Source organism: Serratia grimesii NBRC 13537, assembly GCF_001590905.1.
Classification (GTDB): domain Bacteria; phylum Pseudomonadota; class Gammaproteobacteria; order Enterobacterales; family Enterobacteriaceae; genus Serratia; species Serratia grimesii.
Map to the genome: position 1 here is coordinate 151,900 of NZ_BCTT01000011.1, position 20,275 is coordinate 172,174.

At 53.2% G+C, this 20,275-nt stretch carries 25 protein-coding genes; 11 read left to right on the forward strand and 14 right to left on the reverse strand.

Translation table 11 applies throughout. From position 1 onward, the window contains the following. Positions 1 to 28: 28 nt before the first annotated feature. The 11 genes from npr to SGR01S_RS14715 all read right to left on the reverse strand — a co-directional run bounded on the left by npr (position 29) and on the right by SGR01S_RS14715 (position 8,255). Entirely contained in the window at positions 29 to 301 is a 273-nt protein-coding gene (npr, locus tag SGR01S_RS14665) for a PTS phosphocarrier protein NPr (protein WP_020831874.1), read from the reverse strand. Beyond that, the gene (rapZ, locus tag SGR01S_RS14670; RefSeq protein WP_012147065.1) at positions 298 to 1,152 is read right to left on the reverse strand and encodes an RNase adapter RapZ; all 855 of its coding nucleotides are present in this window, start codon (positions 1,150 to 1,152) and stop codon (positions 298 to 300) included. The genes npr and rapZ overlap by 4 nt, the downstream gene beginning before the upstream one ends. A 130-nt stretch (positions 1,153 to 1,282) precedes the next feature. Continuing rightward, entirely contained in the window at positions 1,283 to 1,744 is a 462-nt protein-coding gene (gene ptsN, locus SGR01S_RS14675) for a PTS IIA-like nitrogen regulatory protein PtsN (protein ID WP_172479792.1), read from the reverse strand. A 154-nt stretch (positions 1,745 to 1,898) separates the two neighbouring features. Next, positions 1,899 to 2,186 carry a ribosome hibernation promoting factor gene (gene hpf, locus SGR01S_RS14680; RefSeq protein ID WP_004948547.1) on the reverse strand — a complete coding sequence of 96 codons (288 nt, stop codon included), beginning with the start codon at positions 2,184 to 2,186 and terminating at the stop codon, positions 1,899 to 1,901. Positions 2,187 to 2,209: 23 nt separating this feature from the next. Beyond that, positions 2,210 to 3,643 (reverse strand): RNA polymerase factor sigma-54, encoded by a 1,434-nt coding sequence (gene rpoN, locus SGR01S_RS14685; RefSeq protein ID WP_037416312.1) that lies wholly within the window; start codon positions 3,641 to 3,643, stop codon positions 2,210 to 2,212. Positions 3,644 to 3,693: 50 nt separating this feature from the next. After that, the gene (lptB, locus tag SGR01S_RS14690; protein ID WP_061807828.1) at positions 3,694 to 4,419 is read right to left on the reverse strand and encodes an LPS export ABC transporter ATP-binding protein; all 726 of its coding nucleotides are present in this window, start codon (positions 4,417 to 4,419) and stop codon (positions 3,694 to 3,696) included. A 6-nt stretch (positions 4,420 to 4,425) separates the two neighbouring features. Further along, entirely contained in the window at positions 4,426 to 4,965 is a 540-nt protein-coding gene (lptA, locus tag SGR01S_RS14695; RefSeq protein ID WP_037416318.1) for a lipopolysaccharide ABC transporter substrate-binding protein LptA, read from the reverse strand. Beyond that, the gene (gene lptC / locus SGR01S_RS14700) at positions 4,934 to 5,512 is read right to left on the reverse strand and encodes an LPS export ABC transporter periplasmic protein LptC (RefSeq protein WP_037416323.1); all 579 of its coding nucleotides are present in this window, start codon (positions 5,510 to 5,512) and stop codon (positions 4,934 to 4,936) included. Before lptC ends, lptA begins: the two co-directional genes overlap by 32 nt. After that, positions 5,509 to 6,063 carry a 3-deoxy-manno-octulosonate-8-phosphatase KdsC gene (gene kdsC / locus SGR01S_RS14705; protein ID WP_037416326.1) on the reverse strand — a complete coding sequence of 185 codons (555 nt, stop codon included), beginning with the start codon at positions 6,061 to 6,063 and terminating at the stop codon, positions 5,509 to 5,511. Before kdsC ends, lptC begins: the two co-directional genes overlap by 4 nt. Before the next feature lie 17 nt (positions 6,064 to 6,080). After that, complete coding sequence (gene kdsD / locus SGR01S_RS14710; protein WP_061807829.1) at positions 6,081 to 7,067, reverse strand: arabinose-5-phosphate isomerase KdsD; 987 nt, start codon at positions 7,065 to 7,067, stop codon at positions 6,081 to 6,083. Between the two features lie 201 nt (positions 7,068 to 7,268). After that, positions 7,269 to 8,255 carry a calcium/sodium antiporter gene (locus SGR01S_RS14715; RefSeq protein ID WP_061807830.1) on the reverse strand — a complete coding sequence of 329 codons (987 nt, stop codon included), beginning with the start codon at positions 8,253 to 8,255 and terminating at the stop codon, positions 7,269 to 7,271. 317 nt (positions 8,256 to 8,572) lie between these two features. On the opposite strand from SGR01S_RS14715, the gene mlaF reads away from it, so the two are divergent. The 7 genes from mlaF to murA all read left to right on the forward strand — a co-directional run bounded on the left by mlaF (position 8,573) and on the right by murA (position 13,387). After that, positions 8,573 to 9,388 (forward strand): phospholipid ABC transporter ATP-binding protein MlaF, encoded by an 816-nt coding sequence (gene mlaF, locus SGR01S_RS14720; protein ID WP_037416336.1) that lies wholly within the window; start codon positions 8,573 to 8,575, stop codon positions 9,386 to 9,388. 4 nt (positions 9,389 to 9,392) lie between these two features. Continuing rightward, positions 9,393 to 10,175, forward strand: a complete 783-nt coding sequence (gene mlaE, locus SGR01S_RS14725; RefSeq protein ID WP_037416339.1) for a lipid asymmetry maintenance ABC transporter permease subunit MlaE — start codon at positions 9,393 to 9,395, stop codon at positions 10,173 to 10,175. A gap of 4 nt (positions 10,176 to 10,179) precedes the next feature. After that, positions 10,180 to 10,731 (forward strand): outer membrane lipid asymmetry maintenance protein MlaD, encoded by a 552-nt coding sequence (gene mlaD, locus SGR01S_RS14730; RefSeq protein ID WP_037416342.1) that lies wholly within the window; start codon positions 10,180 to 10,182, stop codon positions 10,729 to 10,731. 14 nt (positions 10,732 to 10,745) lie between these two features. Then, a complete protein-coding gene (gene mlaC, locus SGR01S_RS14735) occupies positions 10,746 to 11,375 on the forward strand; it encodes a phospholipid-binding protein MlaC (protein WP_061807831.1) in 630 nt (209 codons plus the stop codon). Continuing rightward, complete coding sequence (gene mlaB / locus SGR01S_RS14740; protein WP_037416347.1) at positions 11,375 to 11,677, forward strand: lipid asymmetry maintenance protein MlaB; 303 nt, start codon at positions 11,375 to 11,377, stop codon at positions 11,675 to 11,677. Before mlaC ends, mlaB begins: the two co-directional genes overlap by 1 nt. A 140-nt stretch (positions 11,678 to 11,817) precedes the next feature. Continuing rightward, positions 11,818 to 12,072, forward strand: coding sequence for a BolA family iron metabolism protein IbaG (gene ibaG / locus SGR01S_RS14745; protein WP_017894138.1), 255 nt, complete (start codon positions 11,818 to 11,820; stop codon positions 12,070 to 12,072). A gap of 55 nt (positions 12,073 to 12,127) precedes the next feature. After that, positions 12,128 to 13,387: a UDP-N-acetylglucosamine 1-carboxyvinyltransferase gene (murA, locus tag SGR01S_RS14750; RefSeq protein WP_037416349.1), complete on the forward strand. Its 1,260-nt coding sequence runs from the start codon at positions 12,128 to 12,130 to the stop codon at positions 13,385 to 13,387. Between the two features lie 68 nt (positions 13,388 to 13,455). Here the strand turns inward: murA and degS are convergent, their stop codons facing one another. The 3 genes from degS to zapG all read right to left on the reverse strand — a co-directional run bounded on the left by degS (position 13,456) and on the right by zapG (position 16,579). Continuing rightward, on the reverse strand, positions 13,456 to 14,514 hold the full coding sequence (gene degS, locus SGR01S_RS14755) for an outer membrane-stress sensor serine endopeptidase DegS (protein WP_061807832.1): 1,059 nt from the start codon (positions 14,512 to 14,514) through the stop codon (positions 13,456 to 13,458). A 96-nt stretch (positions 14,515 to 14,610) separates the two neighbouring features. Continuing rightward, on the reverse strand, positions 14,611 to 15,981 hold the full coding sequence (gene degQ, locus SGR01S_RS14760; RefSeq protein ID WP_037416356.1) for a serine endoprotease DegQ: 1,371 nt from the start codon (positions 15,979 to 15,981) through the stop codon (positions 14,611 to 14,613). Between the two features lie 196 nt (positions 15,982 to 16,177). Then, a complete protein-coding gene (zapG, locus tag SGR01S_RS14765) occupies positions 16,178 to 16,579 on the reverse strand; it encodes a Z-ring associated protein ZapG (RefSeq protein WP_006317094.1) in 402 nt (133 codons plus the stop codon). Positions 16,580 to 16,929: 350 nt separating this feature from the next. Here zapG and zapE point away from each other — a divergent pair, with 350 nt between their 5' ends. From zapE to sspA, 4 genes are all read left to right on the forward strand, one after another. Beyond that, positions 16,930 to 18,057: a cell division protein ZapE gene (gene zapE / locus SGR01S_RS14770; RefSeq protein ID WP_061807833.1), complete on the forward strand. Its 1,128-nt coding sequence runs from the start codon at positions 16,930 to 16,932 to the stop codon at positions 18,055 to 18,057. A 276-nt stretch (positions 18,058 to 18,333) separates the two neighbouring features. Next, positions 18,334 to 18,762, forward strand: coding sequence for a 50S ribosomal protein L13 (gene rplM / locus SGR01S_RS14775; protein ID WP_037416359.1), 429 nt, complete (start codon positions 18,334 to 18,336; stop codon positions 18,760 to 18,762). A 15-nt stretch (positions 18,763 to 18,777) separates the two neighbouring features. Further along, positions 18,778 to 19,170 carry a 30S ribosomal protein S9 gene (gene rpsI, locus SGR01S_RS14780; RefSeq protein ID WP_020831838.1) on the forward strand — a complete coding sequence of 131 codons (393 nt, stop codon included), beginning with the start codon at positions 18,778 to 18,780 and terminating at the stop codon, positions 19,168 to 19,170. Between the two features lie 460 nt (positions 19,171 to 19,630). Beyond that, positions 19,631 to 20,272, forward strand: coding sequence for a stringent starvation protein SspA (sspA, locus tag SGR01S_RS14785; RefSeq protein ID WP_037416363.1), 642 nt, complete (start codon positions 19,631 to 19,633; stop codon positions 20,270 to 20,272). Positions 20,273 to 20,275: the final 3 nt, after the last annotated feature.

Genomic DNA, 20,275 nt, shown 5'->3' on the forward strand with positions numbered 1-20,275 from the left:
GTGCGCAGCAGGTGGCGCACCTTACCTTTTAGTCTTCGTCAAAGCCGGAATTAATCAACTCAATCACGGCAGCCAGCGCTTTAACTTCATCCGGGCCGGTGGCTTCAACTTCGATGTGACGGCCTTGTGCAGAGTCCAACATCAGCAGCGCAATCACGCTGCTGGCCTCGGCTTCTGTGCCGCTGTCGTTACGCAGCATAACCTCGGCGTCAAAACTCTGCACCAACTCGAACAGCTTCATCGCTGGGCGCGCATGCATGCCAAGTTTATTTTTGATTTCAACTGTTTGCTTGACCGTCATTGTTTGCGTTTTTCCAACGTACGATGGCGTGATTGCACGTTCTTGCCGCGTGAGCGGAAGTAGTCGGCCAACTGCTCTGCCACATACACCGAACGGTGCTTACCGCCGGTACAGCCAATGGCAACCGTCAGGTAGCTACGGTTGTTGGTTTCCAGCATCGGCAGCCACTGCTCCAGATAACTGCGAGTCTGGTAGATGAAGTTGTGCACTTCAGTGTGGCGATCGAGGAATGAAGCGACGGGCTTATCCAAACCGGTCATTGGGCGCAGTTTGGGATCCCAGTGTGGGTTCGGCAGGAAGCGTACGTCGAACACGTAATCGGCGTCGATTGGGATACCGTGTTTAAAGCCGAAGGATTCAAACACCATGGTCAGCTCGCGCTCGCGTTTGCCCAACAGGCGGGTACGCAGCATTTCAGCCAGCTCATGCACTGACATTTCTGAGGTGTCGATGATTAGGTCGGCTCTGGACCGCAATGGTTCGAGCAGATCACTTTCTTCATCGATAGCGCTTTCCAGTGACAGGTTCTTGCTGGAGAGCGGATGCAGACGGCGTGTATCACTGTAGCGGCGAATCAGCGTATTGCGATCGGCGTCGAGGAACAGCAACTGCGGTGAGAAGCTGTCCGGCAGTTGAGTCATCGCATATTCAAACACTTCCGGCGATTCCGGCATGTTACGTACGTCGATGCTTACCGCCGCGGAGCTGTTGCGTTCAGCCAGCGTATTGGCAAGCTGCGGCAGCAGTACCACGGGCAGGTTATCAACGCAGTAAAAACCCATGTCTTCCAACGCCCGTAAGGCGACGGATTTCCCTGAACCGGAACGGCCGCTGACAATCATCAGCACCATGTGGAAACTCCCCTGGCATCTCAGTGGCGTCTATCGCCACCGTTAGAAACTTTATTATTCCGGCCTGAACCGGAATCCATCATGGCTAAACAGTATCGTTATCCGGGCTGGAAGTCACGCCAGCCGGGCGTTACTCGGTGATGATTTGGTAAAGCTCTTCGTCACTTTGCGCGGCGCGCAGGCGACGGCATACGGTTTTGTCGGCCAGGCGCTTCGCGACCAGAGACAGGGTATGCAAATGGGTTTTACATTGGTCGGCCGGTACCAGTAAGGCAAACAGCAGATCGACCGGCTGATTATCAATAGCATCAAAGGCGATAGGTTGGTCGAGACGGATAAACACGCCAACAGCCCGCAATGTGTCCTCTTCCAGTTTGCCATGGGGAATGGCGATACCGTTGCCGATACCGGTGCTGCCCATACGCTCGCGGGTGAGAACCGCGTCAAACACCACCTGTGGTGACAGGTTTAGCTGCTTGGCGGCCAGTTCGCTGATAATTTCCAAAGCGCGTTTCTTGCTAGTGCAATGGACGGCGCTTCTGGTGCACTCGATGTTTAAGACCGAGCTTAATTGCATTGTTTCGTTGTTCATCTCATCTTCACTTAAAATCACACCAGCAAGCAGGCTTGTGAGGTGATTTTTCGCCTGTTGGCTTATCGGCGCGGTACCCATACAAAGACAGGTAACGCGCCGATGGCCGAATATACGTTTGAGCCGAATCCGCTGACGGAAACGGCCCAGAATGTCAGTGTTGCTTCAGTTTGTCTTTATGTTTGTTCAATTGACGTGCCAGTTTGTCGATCAGGGTATCAATTGCAGCATACATGTTCTCGTCTTCCGAGGTGGCGTGCAACTCGCCTCCATTCACGTGCACTGTCGCTTCCGCGATCTGTTGCACTTTTTCCACACTAAGAACGACATACACCTGATTTATGCGGTCAAAATACTGTTCGAGTTTGGCGAACTTAGTGTTCACGAACTCACGCAATGGTTCGGTGATTTCGATGTGGTGTCCGGTAATGTTGAGCTGCATAGTGTCTTCCTTCTCAATAGAGGTCAAACCAACTGTTTACGTTGGTTGGACGGCGGGATGGACAAAGACTCTCGGTACTTGGCGACGGTACGCCGCGCCACGATGATCCCCTGGTCGGAGAGCAGGGTGGCCAGCTTGCTGTCGCTGAGCGGTTTGGCGGGGTTTTCCGCCGCGATCATTTTCTTCACGACTGCCCGGATCGCCGTAGAGGAAGCTTCGCCCCCGCTGTCGGTATTCACATGGCTTGAGAAGAAATATTTCAATTCGAAAATGCCGCGCGGACTGTGCAAAAACTTCTGCGTAGTCACACGTGAGATTGTCGATTCATGCATCTCCACGGCCTGTGCGATATCTGCCAGTACCATGGGCTTCATAAATTCTGCACCCTGCTCAAAGAAGGCCTGCTGCTGCTCGACAATGCAGCGTGAGACTTTCAGTAAGGTGTCGTTTCGGCTTTCCAGACTTTTGATCAGCCATTTGGCTTCCTGCAGATTGCTGCGGATGTACTGACCGTCACTGTCGTTACGCGCGCTGTTGCCCATTGCGGCGTATTGCTGGTTGATCTTCAGCCGTGGAATACTGTCGCTGTTGAGCTCAACCGTCCAAACATCTTGCACCTTGCGTACCAGCACGTCTGGGATCACATACTCAGACTCGCCGGTATTGATCGACTGGCCCGGACGTGGATCGAGTGACTGGATCAACTGCATCGCTTCTTTCAGTGTATCTTCTTTTGAGCGCGTTGATCGCATCAGGCTGCGAAAGTCGTGGTTCGCCAGCAAGTCCAGATGTTCACTGATGATCAGGCGTGCTTCAGCCAGATACGGCGTGTCTTCGGCATATTGGGAAAGCTGAACCAACAAGCAGTCGCGCAGATCGCGCGCGGCAACGCCAACCGGATCAAAACGCTGTACGCGTTTCAACACGGCTTCGACTTCGTCCATTGTCACATTTTCGTCACCGATGCTCTCCAGAATGTCTTCCAGTGGCACGGTGAGATAACCGGTGTCATCGACAGCGTCGACGATTGAGGTGGCGATGGCGGCATCCGTATCGGAAAACGGTGTGAGATCTACCTGCCACATCAGATAGTCTTGCAGGGTCTGGGTGGTTTCACCCTGATAAACCGGCAGCTCATCATCACTGTAATCAGTGCGGGTGCCAGAGGGGGTGCCCGCCGTGTAGATTTCGTCCCAAGTGGCGTCCAGCGGCAGCTCTTCTGGCATGTCTTTCTGTTCCAGCGCTTCGCGGGTGTCCAAACCTTCGGTTTCGATGGTTTCTTTGGTATCGATTTCTTCGTGCAGGTCGGTCTGTTCAAGCAATGGGTTGCTCTCTAACGCCAGCTGTATCTCCTGCTGGAGCTCAAGCGTGGACAACTGCAACAGGCGAATCGCCTGCTGGAGTTGGGGGGTCATAGCCAATTGTTGACTAAACCTGAGTTGCAAACCTTGCTTCATAATCTTCTGTCTACTTCCGTTAAGCGTCGCCCATCAGGACGTGCTGGTACTCAGAGGCGGAATTCTTCGCCCAGATAAACGCGTTTCACCTGCTCATCGGCCAGAATAGCATCCGGCGTGCCGTGAGCAATCAGTTTGCCCTGGCTGACGATATAGGCGCGTTCACATACGTCCAGCGTTTCGCGCACGTTGTGGTCGGTGATCAGCACGCCCAGGCCGCTGTCACGCAAGTGCTCGATAATTTTTTTAATGTCGATAACGGAAATGGGGTCGACCCCGGCGAACGGTTCATCCAGCAGGATGAATTTCGGGTTGGCCGCCAGTGCTCGGGCGATCTCCACGCGGCGGCGTTCGCCACCGGACAGCGCCTGGCCCAGGTTGTCGCGCAGATGGGTGATATGAAACTCTTCCATCAGCTCTACCGCACGGTCTGCTCGCTGTTCACTGCTGAGATCGTCACGGATCTCCAGAACGGCCATCAGGTTGTCATACACGCTCAGGCGGCGGAAGATTGACGCTTCTTGCGGCAGATAGCCGATACCACGACGTGCGCGCGCATGAAGTGGCAACAGGCTGATATCTTCTTCGTCAATCACGATACGCCCGGCGTCACGCTGGACGATACCGACCACCATGTAAAAGGTGGTGGTCTTGCCGGCGCCGTTTGGCCCCAAAAGGCCGACGATTTCGCCGGATTTCACGTTCAGACTGACGTCTTCAACAACTTTGCGGCCCTTGTAGGCTTTCGCCAAGTTTTCTGCGATGAGTGTAGCCATAAGTGATTAGTTACTCTTCTTTTGCCCGTTTTTGTCTTGCAACTGCGACGGTACCAGAACCGTAGTCACGCGTTTGCCTTTATCGCTAAACGCCTGCATTTGCTGCTGTTGCACCAGGTAGGTGATGCGATCGCCTTTTACGTTGCTGTCGAGCTGTTCCAGATAGGCATTCCCGGTCAGGGTCACTAACTGCGATGCGACATCGTAACGGACCTTTTGGGCATGGCCTTTAACCGGCTTGCCGCTGTCTTGCATCTGGTAAAAAGTAACTGGGTTACCAAAGGCTTCAATATAGGTTTTGTTCTGGTCGCCGCCCGGCCTGGTCACCACGACCTTGTCGGCTTTGATATCGATAGTGCCTTGCTTGATCACCACGTTATCGGTAAAGGTGCTGACGTTGCTCTGCATGTCCAGAGACTGTTTCAGTGAGTCAATGCTCACTGGTTGACTGGAGTCGGACTTCAGCGCCCAAGCGGGTGCACTGGCGGCCAAAATCAAGCTGCCGATCAACAGATTACGGCTTCGTTTGTTGGTTCTGAATTTCATAGTTGGTCTTAACCTTATCAATCAGCTCAGCGGTTTTGGCCCGCAGGTTCCCACGCATTTTCATGCCGTTAGAGGTGAAGTTCGTCCCGTAGAGTGTCACTTCGTCATCCGAAGCCACATCTTGGGTCACCAGGTTCACCTGAGCATTGTCTGTTTTAATTTTTTCCAGCTGTGAGGTGGTGGTCAGGCTGTTCACCTCGACATGGCCGTAAAGATACAGCATCCGGTCTTTAGTCAGTTTGGCGCGATCGGCGCGAACTGACCAGGTGGCCACCGCGTTTTCATCAAACAGCGTCATCACTGGCTGGGTAAACCAGCTTAATTCGTCGGCCTCATAGTACTTCACGTCTTCCGCCACCAGCTTGTAACTCAGCTTGCCGGTCGGATTGTACACTATGGTGACCGTGTGCTGGCTCTGGTAAGTTGGGTCCTGGCTGTTGACCGGCCCTGGGACCGAGTCATTATTGAAGTCAGCCATGTTCCAGCCAATCAGCGCCAATGCGATCACCGCCAGCAAGAGGGTGATCCAAAGTTTGGTTTTACTCATATCGACAGCCCTTTGGCGTCCTCCAGCTTGTTCTGAGCCAAAAGAATAATGTCACACAGCTCGCGCACCGCGCCCCGGCCGCCGGCAATGCGGGTAACGTAATGGGCGCGTGGTAGCAGCAACGGATGTGCATCTGCGACTGCAACGGCCAGGCCCACTTGCGCCATCACCGGCCAGTCGATCAGATCGTCGCCAATATAGGCCACCTGATCTGCCGTGAGCGACAGTGTATCCAACAGTTCACGGAAGGCCAAAAGCTTATCGGATTGCCCCTGATAAAGGTGAGTGATACCGAGGGTGTTAGCTCGGTCCTCCAGTAGCTTGGCGGAGCGGCCGGTGATGATCGCCACGTCGATATCTGAGGTTTTCAGGCAGCGGATGCCGTAACCGTCACGGACGTTGAACGCCTTTAACTCTTCGCCATTGTTGCCCATAAAAATCAGGCCGTCTGACAGCACGCCATCGACATCACAAATCAGCAGGCGGATTTTCCCGGCACGCGCCATGACGTCTTGTTCTACAGGCCCGTAGCAGGTTTCAACCAGACTCATTGAGTTCTCTTCCATAATTAAACGACGCCGGCGCGCAGCATGTCATGCATATGTACCACACCCAGCAATTGGTCGCCATCGGCAACCAGCACGGCGGTGATATGACGTTGCTGCATCAGGTTCAACGCGTCGACGGCCAACAGGTTCGGGCGTACTCGTATGCCGCCCTGTGTCATGACATCGACGATCTTGGCTTCGTTGAGGTTAATGCCCATATCAAATATTCGGCGCAGGTCACCATCGGTGAAGATACCGGCGATCTTCATCAGATCGTCACAGATGACTGTCATACCCAGATTTTTACGGGTGATCTCCAGTAATGCGTCGCGTAAAGAAGCGTCGGCACTGACATGGGGGATTTCATCACCACTGTGCATAATGTCGCATACACGTAGCAACAATCGGCGACCCAGAGCGCCGCCTGGGTGCGAAAGGGCAAAATCTTCTGGCGTGAACCCCCGCGCTTTCAGCAGTGCGACGGCCAAGGCATCACCCATCACCAGAGTGGCAGTGGTGCTGGTGGTCGGGGCCAGGCCAAGCGGACAGGCTTCTTGTGGCACCTTGATGCACAAGTGAATATCGGCCGCTTTGCCCATCGAGCTGTCCGGATTGTTGGTCATGCAGATCAATGGGATTTGCTGGCGCTTCAATACCGGGATCAGCGCCTGGATTTCGTTAGACTCACCCGAGTTTGATATGGCGAGCACGATATCTTGCGTAGTGACCATTCCGAGGTCGCCGTGGCTGGCTTCGGCAGGATGAACAAAGAACGCAGGCGTGCCTGTGCTGGCAAAGGTCGCAGCAATTTTGCAGCCGATATGCCCGGATTTACCCATGCCCATCACGACCACTTTGCCACTGCAACCGGCAATCAACTCGCAGGCGCGGGTGAAGTCTGCATTGATGTATTGATCGAGCTGAGCCAGCCCGTCACGTTCAATCTGCAGCACTTCTTTACCTGCCTGCTGAAAATCAAAGCCCGGTTGCAACTGAATGTTCGACATACTCATTCCCGTCGGTTATCCCCTTTCTCTTTAAGATACAGGGGTGTTGGCTGCTTTTTCTTACTCTGGGCACTTAGCGGGCTAAGTTCCCAGAGATGATGAGCCTTGTTCTTCGGCTCAACCAGCGGATCAGCGCAAGCGCTGTTCAAATCGGCTGTGGCCGGTTAGTCGTTCTTTTGCCGTCTTCGAATCTTTCAACGGCTATAGGGTATAGCCAAATAAATGGAAAGGGTTAAAGAACAGCACCGCAAGATACGCAATAAAACCACATAATAACAGAGCGCCTGCCAGATGGCCGATGCGATGTTTCCGCCCAATGCACAGGGCACTGAGCACAATGCTGACTGCCAACATCACCCAGTAATCGCGATGGAAGGCGGCGGCATCGACGCTGCCCGGAGACAGCAGGGCGGGAACCCCCAGCACGATTACCGTGTTGAAAATATTGGAACCGATGATATTACCAATTGCCATATCATCCTCACCCTTTAGTGCCCCGGCGATGGAGGTGGCCAGTTCAGGCAGGCTGGTTCCAATAGCGATAATGGTCAAACCGACAACCAGTTCACTCATACCGAAATAGTGCGCAATCACCGTGGCGTTATCGACCACCATTCTGGAAGACAGTGGCAGAATGATAAACGCCAACACCAGCCACAGCACCGCGACAGTATTGCTGCTGTCCTGCGGCAGTTCGGCCATTTGTTCCACGGTCAGGCTGTCATTGCCTTCACGCTGCGCCAGCCGGGCAATTTTTAGCATCAACAAAATAAAGACGGCGGCGGCAGCCAACAGCACCACGCCATCCAGCCGGCTCAAGGTGCCATCCATCAAGACGAAGCCACACAATACTGTGACCGCCAACATCAGCGGCAGTTCGCGCCGTAAAACTTCGGAACGCGCCGCCAAAGGATGTATCAGCGCAGCAACGCCCAGGATCAATAGAATATTTGTAATGTTGGAACCTAATACGTTCCCTACAGCCATATCTATTTGCCCGTTCAGCGCTGCTGTCGTAGATACGAACAGTTCCGGTAATGACGTGCCGATACCGACGATGGTCATGCCGATAATCAGCGGTGGTACGCCAAGTGAACGAGAAATTACCGCAGCACCGTAAACTAAGCGGTCTGCGCCATACACCAGTAAAAATAAACCAACGATTAATAACGCTATCGCGAGAAACATGCAGGGTCCTTTGTTGGGTATTATCCCGGTTCGTTGGTTAAAAGCCGTAATTCGGCTATCTTGCTTTGCCCTCCGTTGTGCAGACTAAAGCCGCAGCAACGGGTTTTCCCGGCTAATATATGAACACTTTCGTTTTTTTTCGTTATGGTGCCAATTTTGACCGGGTGACGCGTAAAAGTAAAATAGGCTGTGCCTTGGCGCACCATTGGTAACGAAATGCCGGTAAGTTTTTGTAAAGATAAGACGCATTGCGCCCGTTGCTTTAACATCACGGGTAGATTTAGCAAAAATGAGCCGTACGTAAAGGATCCATTAACATGCACCAGAAGGCAGAGAATCTGGTCGAAGTTCGCGATATGAGTTTCTCGCGCGGCGATCGACTGATATTTGAAGATATCAACCTGACGGTTCCCCGTGGCAAGGTGACGGCGATCATGGGGCCGTCCGGTATTGGCAAAACGACGCTTTTGCGTCTGATCGGCGGTCAGTTGACGCCGGACTGTGGCGAGATCTGGTTCGATGGCGACAACATTCCCGCGTTGTCCCGTCATCAACTGTATGATGCGCGCAAGAAAATGAGCATGCTGTTCCAGTCGGGGGCGCTGTTCACCGATCTGACAGTGTTTGAAAACGTAGCTTACCCGCTGCGTGAACATAGTCGTTTGCCGGAGCCGCTCCTGCGCAGCACGGTGATGATGAAGCTGGAAGCTGTTGGGTTGCGTGGTGCGGCTGACCTGATGCCCAATGAATTGTCCGGCGGTATGGCACGGCGTGCCGCGCTGGCGAGGGCTATCGCGCTCGACCCGGAAATGATCATGTTCGATGAGCCGTTTGTCGGCCAGGATCCGATCACCATGGGTGTATTGGTCAAGCTGATCGATGAACTGAATCACGCACTGGGTATCACCTGCATCGTGGTTTCACACGATGTGCCAGAAGTACTGAGCATTGCCGATTATGCGTACATTGTTGCTGATCATCGGGTGATAGCCGAAGGCACGGCGCAAGAATTACAGAACAATCCTGATGCGCGCGTGCGCCAGTTCCTGGATGGTATTGCCGATGGGCCAGTACCTTTCCGTTATCCGGCCGGTGACTATCAGGCCGAGCTGTTAGGTTTAGGGAGTAAATAAGCTGATGTTATTACAGGCGTTAGCGTCGTTAGGACGCCGTGGCATCAACACCAGCGCCAGCTTTGGGCGTGCCGGGTTGATGCTGTGGGGCGCGCTGGTCGGGCGGCCTGAACCACGCAAACAGTGGCCGCTGCTGCTCAAACAGATGCACAGCGTTGGCGTACAGTCACTGTTGATCATCATGGTCTCCGGGTTGTTTATCGGCATGGTGCTAGGGCTGCAGGGTTATATTGTGCTCACCACCTACAGCGCCGAGGCCAGTTTGGGCATGATGGTAGCATTGTCATTGCTGCGCGAATTGGGGCCAGTGGTCACGGCACTGTTATTTGCTGGTCGTGCTGGTTCGGCGTTGACAGCCGAAATTGGCCTGATGAAGGCAACCGAACAAATCTCAAGCCTGGAAATGATGGCAGTCGATCCGCTACGGCGCATTGTTGCACCCCGCTTCTGGGCAGGATTGATCAGTATGCCGCTACTGACGCTGATCTTTGTCGCGATCGGCATCTGGGGCGGTTCGGTGGTTGGCGTAGACTGGAAGGGCATTGACAGTGGCTTCTTCTGGTCAGCAATGCAGGGCGCCGTAGAGTGGAAAAAAGACTTACTCAACTGCCTGATCAAGAGCGTGGTATTTGCCATCACCGTGACCTGGATTGCCATTTTCAACGGGTATGATGCGGTACCGACCTCTGAAGGCATTAGCCGGGCAACGACCCGTACCGTGGTACATTCGTCACTGGCGGTGTTGGGATTGGATTTTGTGCTGACAGCACTGATGTTTGGGAATTGATTCGATGCAAACGAAGAAAAGTGAAATCTGGGTTGGGGCATTTATGCTGATTGCGCTGTGCGCCATCGTGTTTTTGTGTCTGCAAGTGGCGAACATTAAGTCGATTGGTAACGAACCAACATACCGTATTTACGCGACCTTCGATAATATCGGCGGTCTGAAAGCACGTTCACCGGTGAAAATTGGCGGCGTGGTCATTGGCCGTGTGGCTGATATCTCGCTTGACCCTAAAACGTATACACCGCGTGTCGCCCTGGATATCCAGGATAAATTCGACCAGATCCCGGATACCAGTTCATTGGCGATCCGTACTTCCGGTCTGCTGGGAGAACAATATCTGGCACTGAACGTCGGTTTTGAAGATCCGGATATGGGGACTGCCATTTTGAAAGACGGCGGCACTATTCAGGACACCAAATCAGCAATGGTTCTGGAAGATCTGATCGGCCAGTTCTTGTATAAGAGCGGCGGCCAGGATAACGCAGATAAAGCGGGAGACGCGGCTGCTAGCCCGGCTGCCGGTGCTGCGCCGCAATCTGCTGCCCCCATTCATTAAGAGAGGAAGCCTGCATGTTTAAACGTTTACTTATGGTTGCCCTGCTGGTGGTTGCGCCGCTGGCGAATGCGGTCGATCAAACCAATCCTTACAGCCTGATGCAAGATGCGGCTCAAAAGACCTTCAACCGTCTTAAAACAGAGCAGCCGAAAATCAAACAAGACCCTAACTACCTGCGTGCCGTTGTGCACGAGGAGTTGATGCCGTTTGTACAGGTCAAATACGCTGGCGCGCTGGTGCTGGGCCGTTATTACAAAGAAGCCACACCGGCGCAGCGTGAAGCTTACTTCACCGCATTCCAGGCTTATCTGGAACAAGCTTACGGCCAGGCGTTGGCGATGTACCACGGCCAGACTTATCAGATTGAACCTGAGCAGCCGCTCGGCACTGCCGACATTGTGGCCATCCGTGTAACCATCATTGATCAAGGCGGTCGTCCCCCGGTGCGTCTGGATTTCCAGTGGCGTAAAAACAGCAAAACCGGTCACTGGCAGGCGTATGACATGATTGCCGAAGGTGTCAGCATGATTACCACTAAACAAAACGAGTGGGCATCTACGTTGCGTACCCAAGGGATTGAGGGCCTGACCAAACAACTGCAGGCAGCAGCGCAGCGGCCAATCACGCTGGATCAGAAAAACTGATGTCCGCAGCACTCAGCTTTGAATCGCAACAACAGACCCTGATCCTGCGCGGTGAGCTGGATCGGGAAACGTTGTTGCCGCTGTGGGAACAGCGGGAAACGTTGCTGGCGGATAAAACCGTCCTCGACGTTACGCAACTGCAGCGCGTGGACTCTTCCGGGCTGGCACTGCTGGTGCATCTGCGCGAACAGCAGCGTCAACGTGGTGTGGAATTAAAAATTTCTGGTGCCAGCGATCGTTTAAAAACGCTGATCGCGCTGTACAACCTGCAAGCAATAATGCCTGTCGATACCGCTGGTTAGCCCTATTTTAGGCTGGCTAAAGACGGTTTTCTTTCAAAAAGCCCCTGTCACACAGGGGCTTTTTCTTTAGTTTAAGAAAACGTCGTATTCCACTAAGATGTCAGGCTGATTATGATCCTTTTGATGCAGAACTGGATACTATGGAAAATAACGAGATAAAAGACGTGTTGATGCGCGCATTGGCACTGGATGAAGCACATGTTACCGGCGACGGCAGCCATTTTCAGGTGATCGTGGTCGGCGAATTATTTGCTGCTATGAGCCGCGTTAAAAAACAGCAGGCGGTCTATGCGCCACTGATGGAATACATTGCGGACAACCGTATTCATGCTTTGTCGATCAAGGCATATACCCCTGAAGAGTGGCAGCGAGACCGCAAACTCAACGGATTTTAAGGCTGTTTGCCCAGAAGGGCGGGCAGCATCAGTTTAGATAATAGAGAGTAGTCAAATGGATAAATTTCGTGTGCAGGGCCGGACCCGCCTCAGCGGTGAAGTTGCTATTTCCGGGGCTAAAAACGCCGCCCTGCCGATCTTGTTCGCCGCACTGTTAGCGGAAGAGCCGGTCGAGCTGCAGAATGTCCCGAAGCTGAAGGACATCGATACCACCATTAAGCTACTCAGCCAGTTAGGCACCAAGATTGAGCGCAACGGTTCCGTGTTTGTTGACGCCAGCGGCGTGGACGAGTTTTGTGCGCCGTACGATTTGGTGAAAACCATGCGCGCTTCCATTTGGGCGCTGGGGCCATTGGTTGCTCGTTTTGGTCGTGGTCAGGTTTCACTGCCGGGTGGTTGTGCAATCGGTGCACGTCCGGTTGACCTGCATATCACCGGCCTGGAACAGCTTGGTGCAGAGATCAAACTGGAAGAAGGTTATGTTAAAGCTTCCGTTGACGGCCGCCTGAAAGGCGCGCACATCGTTATGGACAAGGTGAGCGTTGGCGCTACCGTGACCATCATGAGTGCTGCAACTCTGGCAACGGGCACCACCGTGATTGAAAACGCTGCACGTGAGCCGGAAATTGTCGATACTGCCAACTTCCTCAACACGCTGGGTGCGAAAATTACTGGTGCGGGCAGTGACCGCATCACTATCGAAGGCGTTGAGCGCCTGGGTGGCGGTGTTTATCGCGTTCTGCCTGACCGTATTGAGACCGGTACCTTCCTGATCGCCGCAGCAGTTTCTGGCGGTAAAGTACTGTGCCGTGACACCCGTCCAGACACCTTGGACGCTGTGTTAGCCAAACTGCGTGAAGCAGGTGCGGATATTGAAGTTGGTGAAGACTGGATCAGCCTGGATATGCATGGCAAACGCCCGAAAGCGGTTACCATTCGCACTGCACCACATCCAGGGTTCCCGACCGATATGCAAGCCCAGTTCAGCTTGCTGAACCTGGTCGCGGAAGGAACCGGTGTGATCACCGAGACGATCTTTGAAAACCGTTTCATGCACGTGCCTGAATTGATCCGTATGGGTGCACACGCAGAGATCGAGAGCAACACTGTGATTTGTCATGGTGTTGAGCAGCTGTCTGGCGCTCAAGTGATGGCAACCGATCTGCGCGCTTCTGCCAGTCTGGTGTTGGCAGGTTGCATCGCCGACGGTGTGACCGTTGTCGATCGTATCTATCACATTGACCGTGGTTATGAGCGTATTGAAGACAAGCTGCGTGCGCTGGGTGCAAATATCGAGCGTGTGAAAGGCGAGTAATTTGTTAAACGCCGGGGCGTTGCCTCCGGCGGAAATACAGTTTGGGGCTCGGCATTGCCGGGCCCTTTTTAATTGCTGTCTTCCGGGAACTCACCGACCGTCATCTTCAGCGTGATGCGTTTTCCCTCTCGCAGCACGACCACCGGAATTTCAGTCCCAGGGCGGATCTCAGCCACTTGGTCCATGGTTTCCAGTACAGAAATTGCCGGTTTGTTATCCACATTGATAATCACGTCGTTGATATGGAAACCTGCATTGCCTGCGGGCCCGTTCGGCGTAATTTCTGTCACGATAATGCCCTGCAGGCGGTCGATACCAGAATTGGACGAGCGCAGGGGAATAATCTCTTTACCCTGAATGCCAAAGTAACCACGGATGACACGACCGTCGCGGATCAGTTTATCCATGATTTTGGTCGCCAGTTCGATAGGAATAGCGAACCCCAAACCTTCTGGTGTCTCACCGTCAGTGATTTTGTCGTAGGTCAGCGTGTTTATACCGATTAACTCACCCAGTGAGTTGACCAGCGCGCCACCCGAGTTGCCACGGTTAATCGAAGCATCTGTTTGCAGAAAGGTCTGGCGGCCGGTTGTGCTCATACTGATGCGCCCGGTAGCGCTGAGGATACCCTGGGTGACGGTCTGACCGAGATTATAAGGGTTGCCGATCGCCAAGACGACGTCACCGACGTGTGCAGTGCGGGCGTTATTAAATGGGATTACCGGCAGGTTGCCAGGATCTATTTTCAGAACAGCCAGATCGGTCAGGCTGTCAGAGCCGACTAAGAGAGCTTCGTAGCGGCGGCCATCCTGGAGCACAACCGTAATTTGCTGTGCATCTTTAATCACGTGGCGATTTGTTAGGATATAACCGCGATCGTTCATGATCACGCCAGAACCTAGCGACAGCACGTTGGCAGCGCCACTCATATTACGGTTATAGATATTCACTACGGCAGGCGCAGCACGTCGCACCGCCTTATTGTAGCTAACCGGTGTTTCATCACGGGTATTGTCATGTTTTTCTGCGAACAGAGTATTGGAAGAACGTAGCGCAGGCAGAGCAACCAGCAACAGACCGGCAACGATTAGACCAATAACGACGGAGCGCAAGAGCTTAGCAAACATGGAGTTTTAGTACGTGAGATGAAAGATACACGGAGGATAACATGAGAATACCGGGCGCAGTATGTCACCGAGCCCGGTTTTTAAACAAATTACCGATTAACGCAGCAGCAGATAAATGGTTTCACCGCCACGTACGATGTTCAGCGCCATTACTGGTGGTTTGGCTTCAAGGACCTTACGCAGCGCCGTGATGTTCTCAATACGCTGGCGGTTGACGCCAATGATTACATCGTCTTTCTGTAGCCCGATCTGCGCTGCCACAGAACCTTTGTCTACTCGATCGATCTTCACGCCTTTCTCGCCGCTTGGAATGGCGCTGTTGCTGAGTGAAACACCCTGCAAGGCCGGTGACAGCGTTTCGGCATTGGTCGAAGCACTTTCGCTGTTATCCAGCGTAACGGAAACTTCCTGTGGTTTGCCATCACGCAGCAACCCAACCTTGATGGTTTTGCCCGGTGCGGTAGTCCCTACCTTGGCACGCAACTCGGCGAAGCTGCTGACCGGTTTGCCGTCAACAGAAACCAGAATATCGCCGGCTTTGATACCTGCCTTGGCGGCGGCTGATTTCGGGAGCACTTCACTGACGAAGGCACCGCGTTGGGCATCGGTATTAAATGCCTTGGCCATATCGGCCGTCATTTCGCTGCCTTTGATGCCCAGCAAGCCGCGTTTCACTTCACCAAACTCGATCAACTGCTGGCTGAGGTTTTGCGCCATGTTGCTCGGAATAGCGAAGCCGATGCCCACGTTACCGCCGCTTGGCGCCAAAATGGCGGTGTTGATACCGATCAGCTCGCCGTTGAGGTTAACCAACGCACCACCTGAGTTGCCCCGGTTGATGGAGGCGTCGGTCTGGATGAAGTTTTCCAGCCCTTCCAGGTTCAGGCCGCTGCGGCCTAACGCAGAAATAATACCGGAAGTGGCGGTTTGGCCGAGGCCGAATGGGTTACCGACAGCCACAGCGAAATCGCCGACCCGCAGTTGATCTGAGTCCGCTATTTTAATCGCCGTCAGGTTTTTCACGTCGCTGAGTTGCAGCAAAGCGATGTCGGACTGTTCGTCACGACCAACCAGCTTGGCGTCAACTTCACGGCCATCATTCAACTGCACGCTGATTTTGTCGGCGTTGTTGATCACGTGATTGTTGGTCAGCACATAACCTTTGGTGGCATCGATAATGACGCCAGACCCTAGCCCTTCAAATGGACGTGAGCTCTGTTGCTGCCCAGGGCCGCCCGGGCCGAAGAAGCGTTTAAATTCCTCCGGTACTTGTTGGCGCTGCACCTGAGTCCCTTCAACATGCACGCTGACTACTGCAGGCAAGACTTTTTCCAGCATCGGCGCCAGGCTTGGCAGCGGCTGCCCCTGAACGGCGACGGGCATCGCCGCGGTGGCTGCCGGTACGGAGGTCAGTGTGAGGCCAATGCTCATTGCCAATGCACTAAGAATTAACGACTTTTTCTTCATTGATAATAACTCTCTCAATACCTGCCGGTGAAATAGTGATGATAAAGCAGCAGCAATACCATAGTGAAGGGTAAGACCGTGAATTTGCGTGAAAAGTTCACTCAATCGCCAGCTTTAAGGATAGCTCAGCGCGGGGTAAGCAGTAGGGGGAAGAGTAAGAAACCCGTGGGGCTGTCCCACGGGTAAAGAAAAGCGTTTAGTCGCGGCGTGGGCGTTCGCCACGCAGCAGGCCAGATGCGCCTTCAGAGTAGTCGCGCGGCATTTCTACCGGCGCCTGATCATTGTCCGCTTCGGCTTCGGTCAGGCGATAGCGGAACGGGTTTTCCTGCATCGGCAGGTCTGGCAGCAAGTTGTTGGAGCTTTTCGCCATATGCTGATACAGCTGGCGATAGTCACGTGCCATGTTGTCCAACAGCTCAGCGCTGCGAGCAAAATGGCCAACCAGCTCTTGACGATATTCTTCCAGCTCGGTTTTGCTCTTGTCCAACTCGTTCTGCAAAACTTGTTGTTGGCGTAATTTACGGTTACCAAAACGCATCGCTACCGCACCAATGGCGATACCGACCACCAAACCAATCAGCGCATACTCCCAGGTCATGATGACTCCTATTTTGACTTCGTTGTTCCGCAGGGATTTTTCACTTAATAATATCCACTATAACCGTTAACCTTGTCCGAGTGGAATCCTGATGAGCTTTTACCTAGTGTTTACAGGGTTTTTCAGTATTGCCCGGAGTGGGTATTTGTGGCGATTACGGTGCGAAGCAGCATCAACTTGCCGCCAAAATTGGCTAAATAATTTATTATGCCCAATAGGTTTCAAGCTACGACAAGGCAGCAACCGTGCGGATTTCCAACGCTAAGCTTTCAAGGCTGTTGGGATTAAGGAGGCAACGCTGCGGCAGCTTGAAGATGAAGGGGATAGCGTTCTTAGGAAACATCGAACAGATGCAGGCACAATCACCGTTATCACGCTACCAGCAGGCGCTGGACGCGGGAGAATACCAGGCCGATGCGGTTCAGCGTCAGGCCGTGACTCAACTGGATCATATCTATCAGGCATTGCAGCAGACACCTGCCGTCAGTGCGTCAGCCAGCGGCCTGCGCGGTAAGCTCAGTCGTTTGTTGGGCAAGCGTAACGAAGTCGTAAAACAACGCCCAGTGCAGGGCTTATATATGTGGGGCGGTGTTGGGCGCGGCAAAACCTGGTTGATGGACATGTTCTTCCACAGCCTGCCGGGAGAGCGCAAGCTGCGGTTGCATTTCCATCGCTTTATGCTGCGGGTGCACGAAGAGCTGACGGAACTGCAAGGGCAAGAGAACCCGCTTGAAATCATCGCTGATGGGTTTAAAGCGCAAACCGATGTGCTGTGCTTCGATGAATTCTTTGTCTCCGACATCACTGACGCCATGCTGTTAGCTACGCTGTTGCAGGCCTTGTTTGCCCGAGGCATCACGCTGGTGGCCACTTCAAATATTCCGCCTAACGATTTGTATCACAATGGCTTGCAGCGTGCGCGCTTCCTGCCGGCGATAGACCTGATCAATACCTATTGTGATGTCATGAACGTCGATGCTGGCATTGACTACCGCCTACGTACGTTGACTCAGGCACATCTGTATCTGACGCCGCTTGATGAGCAGACTCGGCAGACCATGGACCGGATATTTGGGAAGCTAGCCGGCAAGGAAGGCGAGTTTGCGCCGGTCTTGCAGATCAATCATCGGCCACTGCAGGCGATCCGTGCGGTAGATGGCGTGCTGGCTGTGGATTTCCACACGCTGTGCGAGGATGCACGCAGCCAGTTGGACTACATTGCATTATCGCGCCTGTATCACAGCGTCATCCTGTATAATGTGCGGGTGATGGGGCCGCTGAAGGAAAATACCGCGCGTCGTTTCCTGGCCTTGGTGGACGAATTTTACGAACGTCACGTTAAGCTGGTTATTTCTGCTGAAGCCTCGATGTTTGAGATCTATCAGGGTGAGCGGCTGAAGTTTGAATACCAACGTTGCTTGTCGCGCCTGCAAGAGATGCAGAGTGAAGAGTATTTGAAGCTGCCGCATTTGCCATAAGGTCCACGGGGATTCAGTCATTGGAGTCCCCGGTTTTCCTCTGCTAGCGATAAATTGTATTTCCATTCAAAAAGCGTTCGATCTTTGTGAGCGACTTCTCTATAATCTTGCGACCCCACGTTACAACAAAGTTTTTTTTCCCAAAAACTTTATAGTGCCGGCAATGGCTATTCGAAGGGGTAGGTTTGCTGGACTTGTATGGTCGTGTGAGCCTCAACTGTTTTCGAGCGTTTGGGTGTTCACCAACGTGTAACTAATTATTGGGTAAGCTTTCTAATGAAAACTTTTACAGCTAAACCAGAGAGCGTTCAACGCGACTGGTACGTTGTTGATGCAGATGGTAAAACTTTAGGCCGTCTCGCTACTGAACTGGCTCGTCGTCTGCGCGGCAAGCATAAAGCGGAATACACCCCGCACGTTGATACCGGTGACTACATCATCGTTCTGAACGCAGAAAAAGTTGCTGTAACCGGCAACAAGCGTACAGACAAGGTGTATTACCGCCACACTGGCCACATCGGTGGTATCAAGCAAGCGACCTTTGAAGAGATGATTGCCCGCAGTCCTGAGCGCGTGATTGAAATCGCGGTTAAAGGCATGCTGCCAAAGGGTCCGTTGGGTCGTGCAATGTTCCGTAAACTGAAAGTTTACGCGGGCACTGAGCACACTCATGCGGCACAGCAACCGCAAGTTCTTGACATCTAATCGGGATTATAGGCAATGGCTGAAAATCAATACTACGGCACTGGTCGCCGCAAAAGCTCCGCCGCTCGCGTTTTTATCAAGCCGGGCAGTGGTAACATCGTAATTAACCAGCGCAGCCTGGAACAGTACTTCGGTCGCGAAACTGCCCGCATGGTAGTTCGTCAACCGTTGGAACTGACCGACATGGTTGGTAAATTTGACCTGTACATCACCGTTAAAGGTGGTGGTATCTCTGGTCAAGCTGGCGCTATCCGTCACGGTATCACCCGTGCACTGATGGAGTACGACGAGACTCTGCGTGCAGAATTGCGTAAAGCTGGCTTCGTTACTCGTGACGCCCGTCAGGTTGAACGTAAGAAAGTCGGCCTGCGTAAAGCACGTCGTCGTCCGCAGTTCTCCAAGCGTTAATTTTTTACTGCCTTGGCAGTGGAATTTACGCAAAAAACCCGGTGCTTCACCGGGTTTTTTTATGCCTGAAAATCAAGTTGTCGTTACTAAAATCTTTGGTATATCAGACAATTCAATACGAATTAGCCGTACAGCCCCCACAAAACAAGCAAAATCTGGTAAACTATCATCCACTTTTGCGCCTGTTCGCCATGCAGCAGTTATCAGTTTACTTCCAAGGCCGGTTTTTAGACCTCGGGTTTAGCTGCGAGTTGCTGGCCTGCGGTCAAGATCATTCAGGATAGCAGCCTGGTATACCCGATAGATTTCGTGGTGCAGCAAGGCGGGCAACTGGACGAGTCCCTGGAACTTAGTACGCTAAGTCATTGGGGGTGAGACAGATAAGCCAGCACTGTTGCAGTATGAAAAATGAAGGGAAGTTGGCTATTCGCAGTATTTTCTAGATAACTTGGAGGTTTTCATGGCTGTCGCTGCCAACAAACGTTCGGTAATGACGCTGTTCTCTGGCCCGACCGACATTTTTAGCCATCAAGTACGTATCGTACTGGCGGAAAAAGGTGTCAGCGTTGAGATTGAGCAGGTTGAGTTGGATAACCTGCCGCAGGACCTGATTGACCTCAACCCGTACCAGACGGTGCCTACGCTGGTCGATCGCGAGCTGACCTTGTATGAATCCCGTATCATCATGGAATACCTCGATGAGCGTTTCCCGCATCCACCACTGATGCCGGTTTATCCGGTTGCCCGTGGTGAGAGCCGTCTGATGATGCTGCGTATCGAGAAAAACTGGTATTCGCTGATGTACAAAATCGAGCAGAGTAACGGTCAGGAAGCTGAATCGGCTCGCCGCCAACTGCGCGAAGAGTTACTGGCGATTGCCCCTATCTTTGGTCAGACCCCGTATTTCATGAGCGAAGAGTTCAGCCTGGTGGATTGCTACCTGGCACCGCTGTTGTGGCGTTTGCCGCAGCTGGGCATTGATCTGATCGGCGCGGGTTCCAAAGAGCTGAAAGGTTACATGACCCGTGTGTTCGAGCGTGATGCCTTCCTGGCCTCTCTGACCGAAGCGGAGCGCGAAATGCGCCTGCAAACTCGGGGCTAAGCA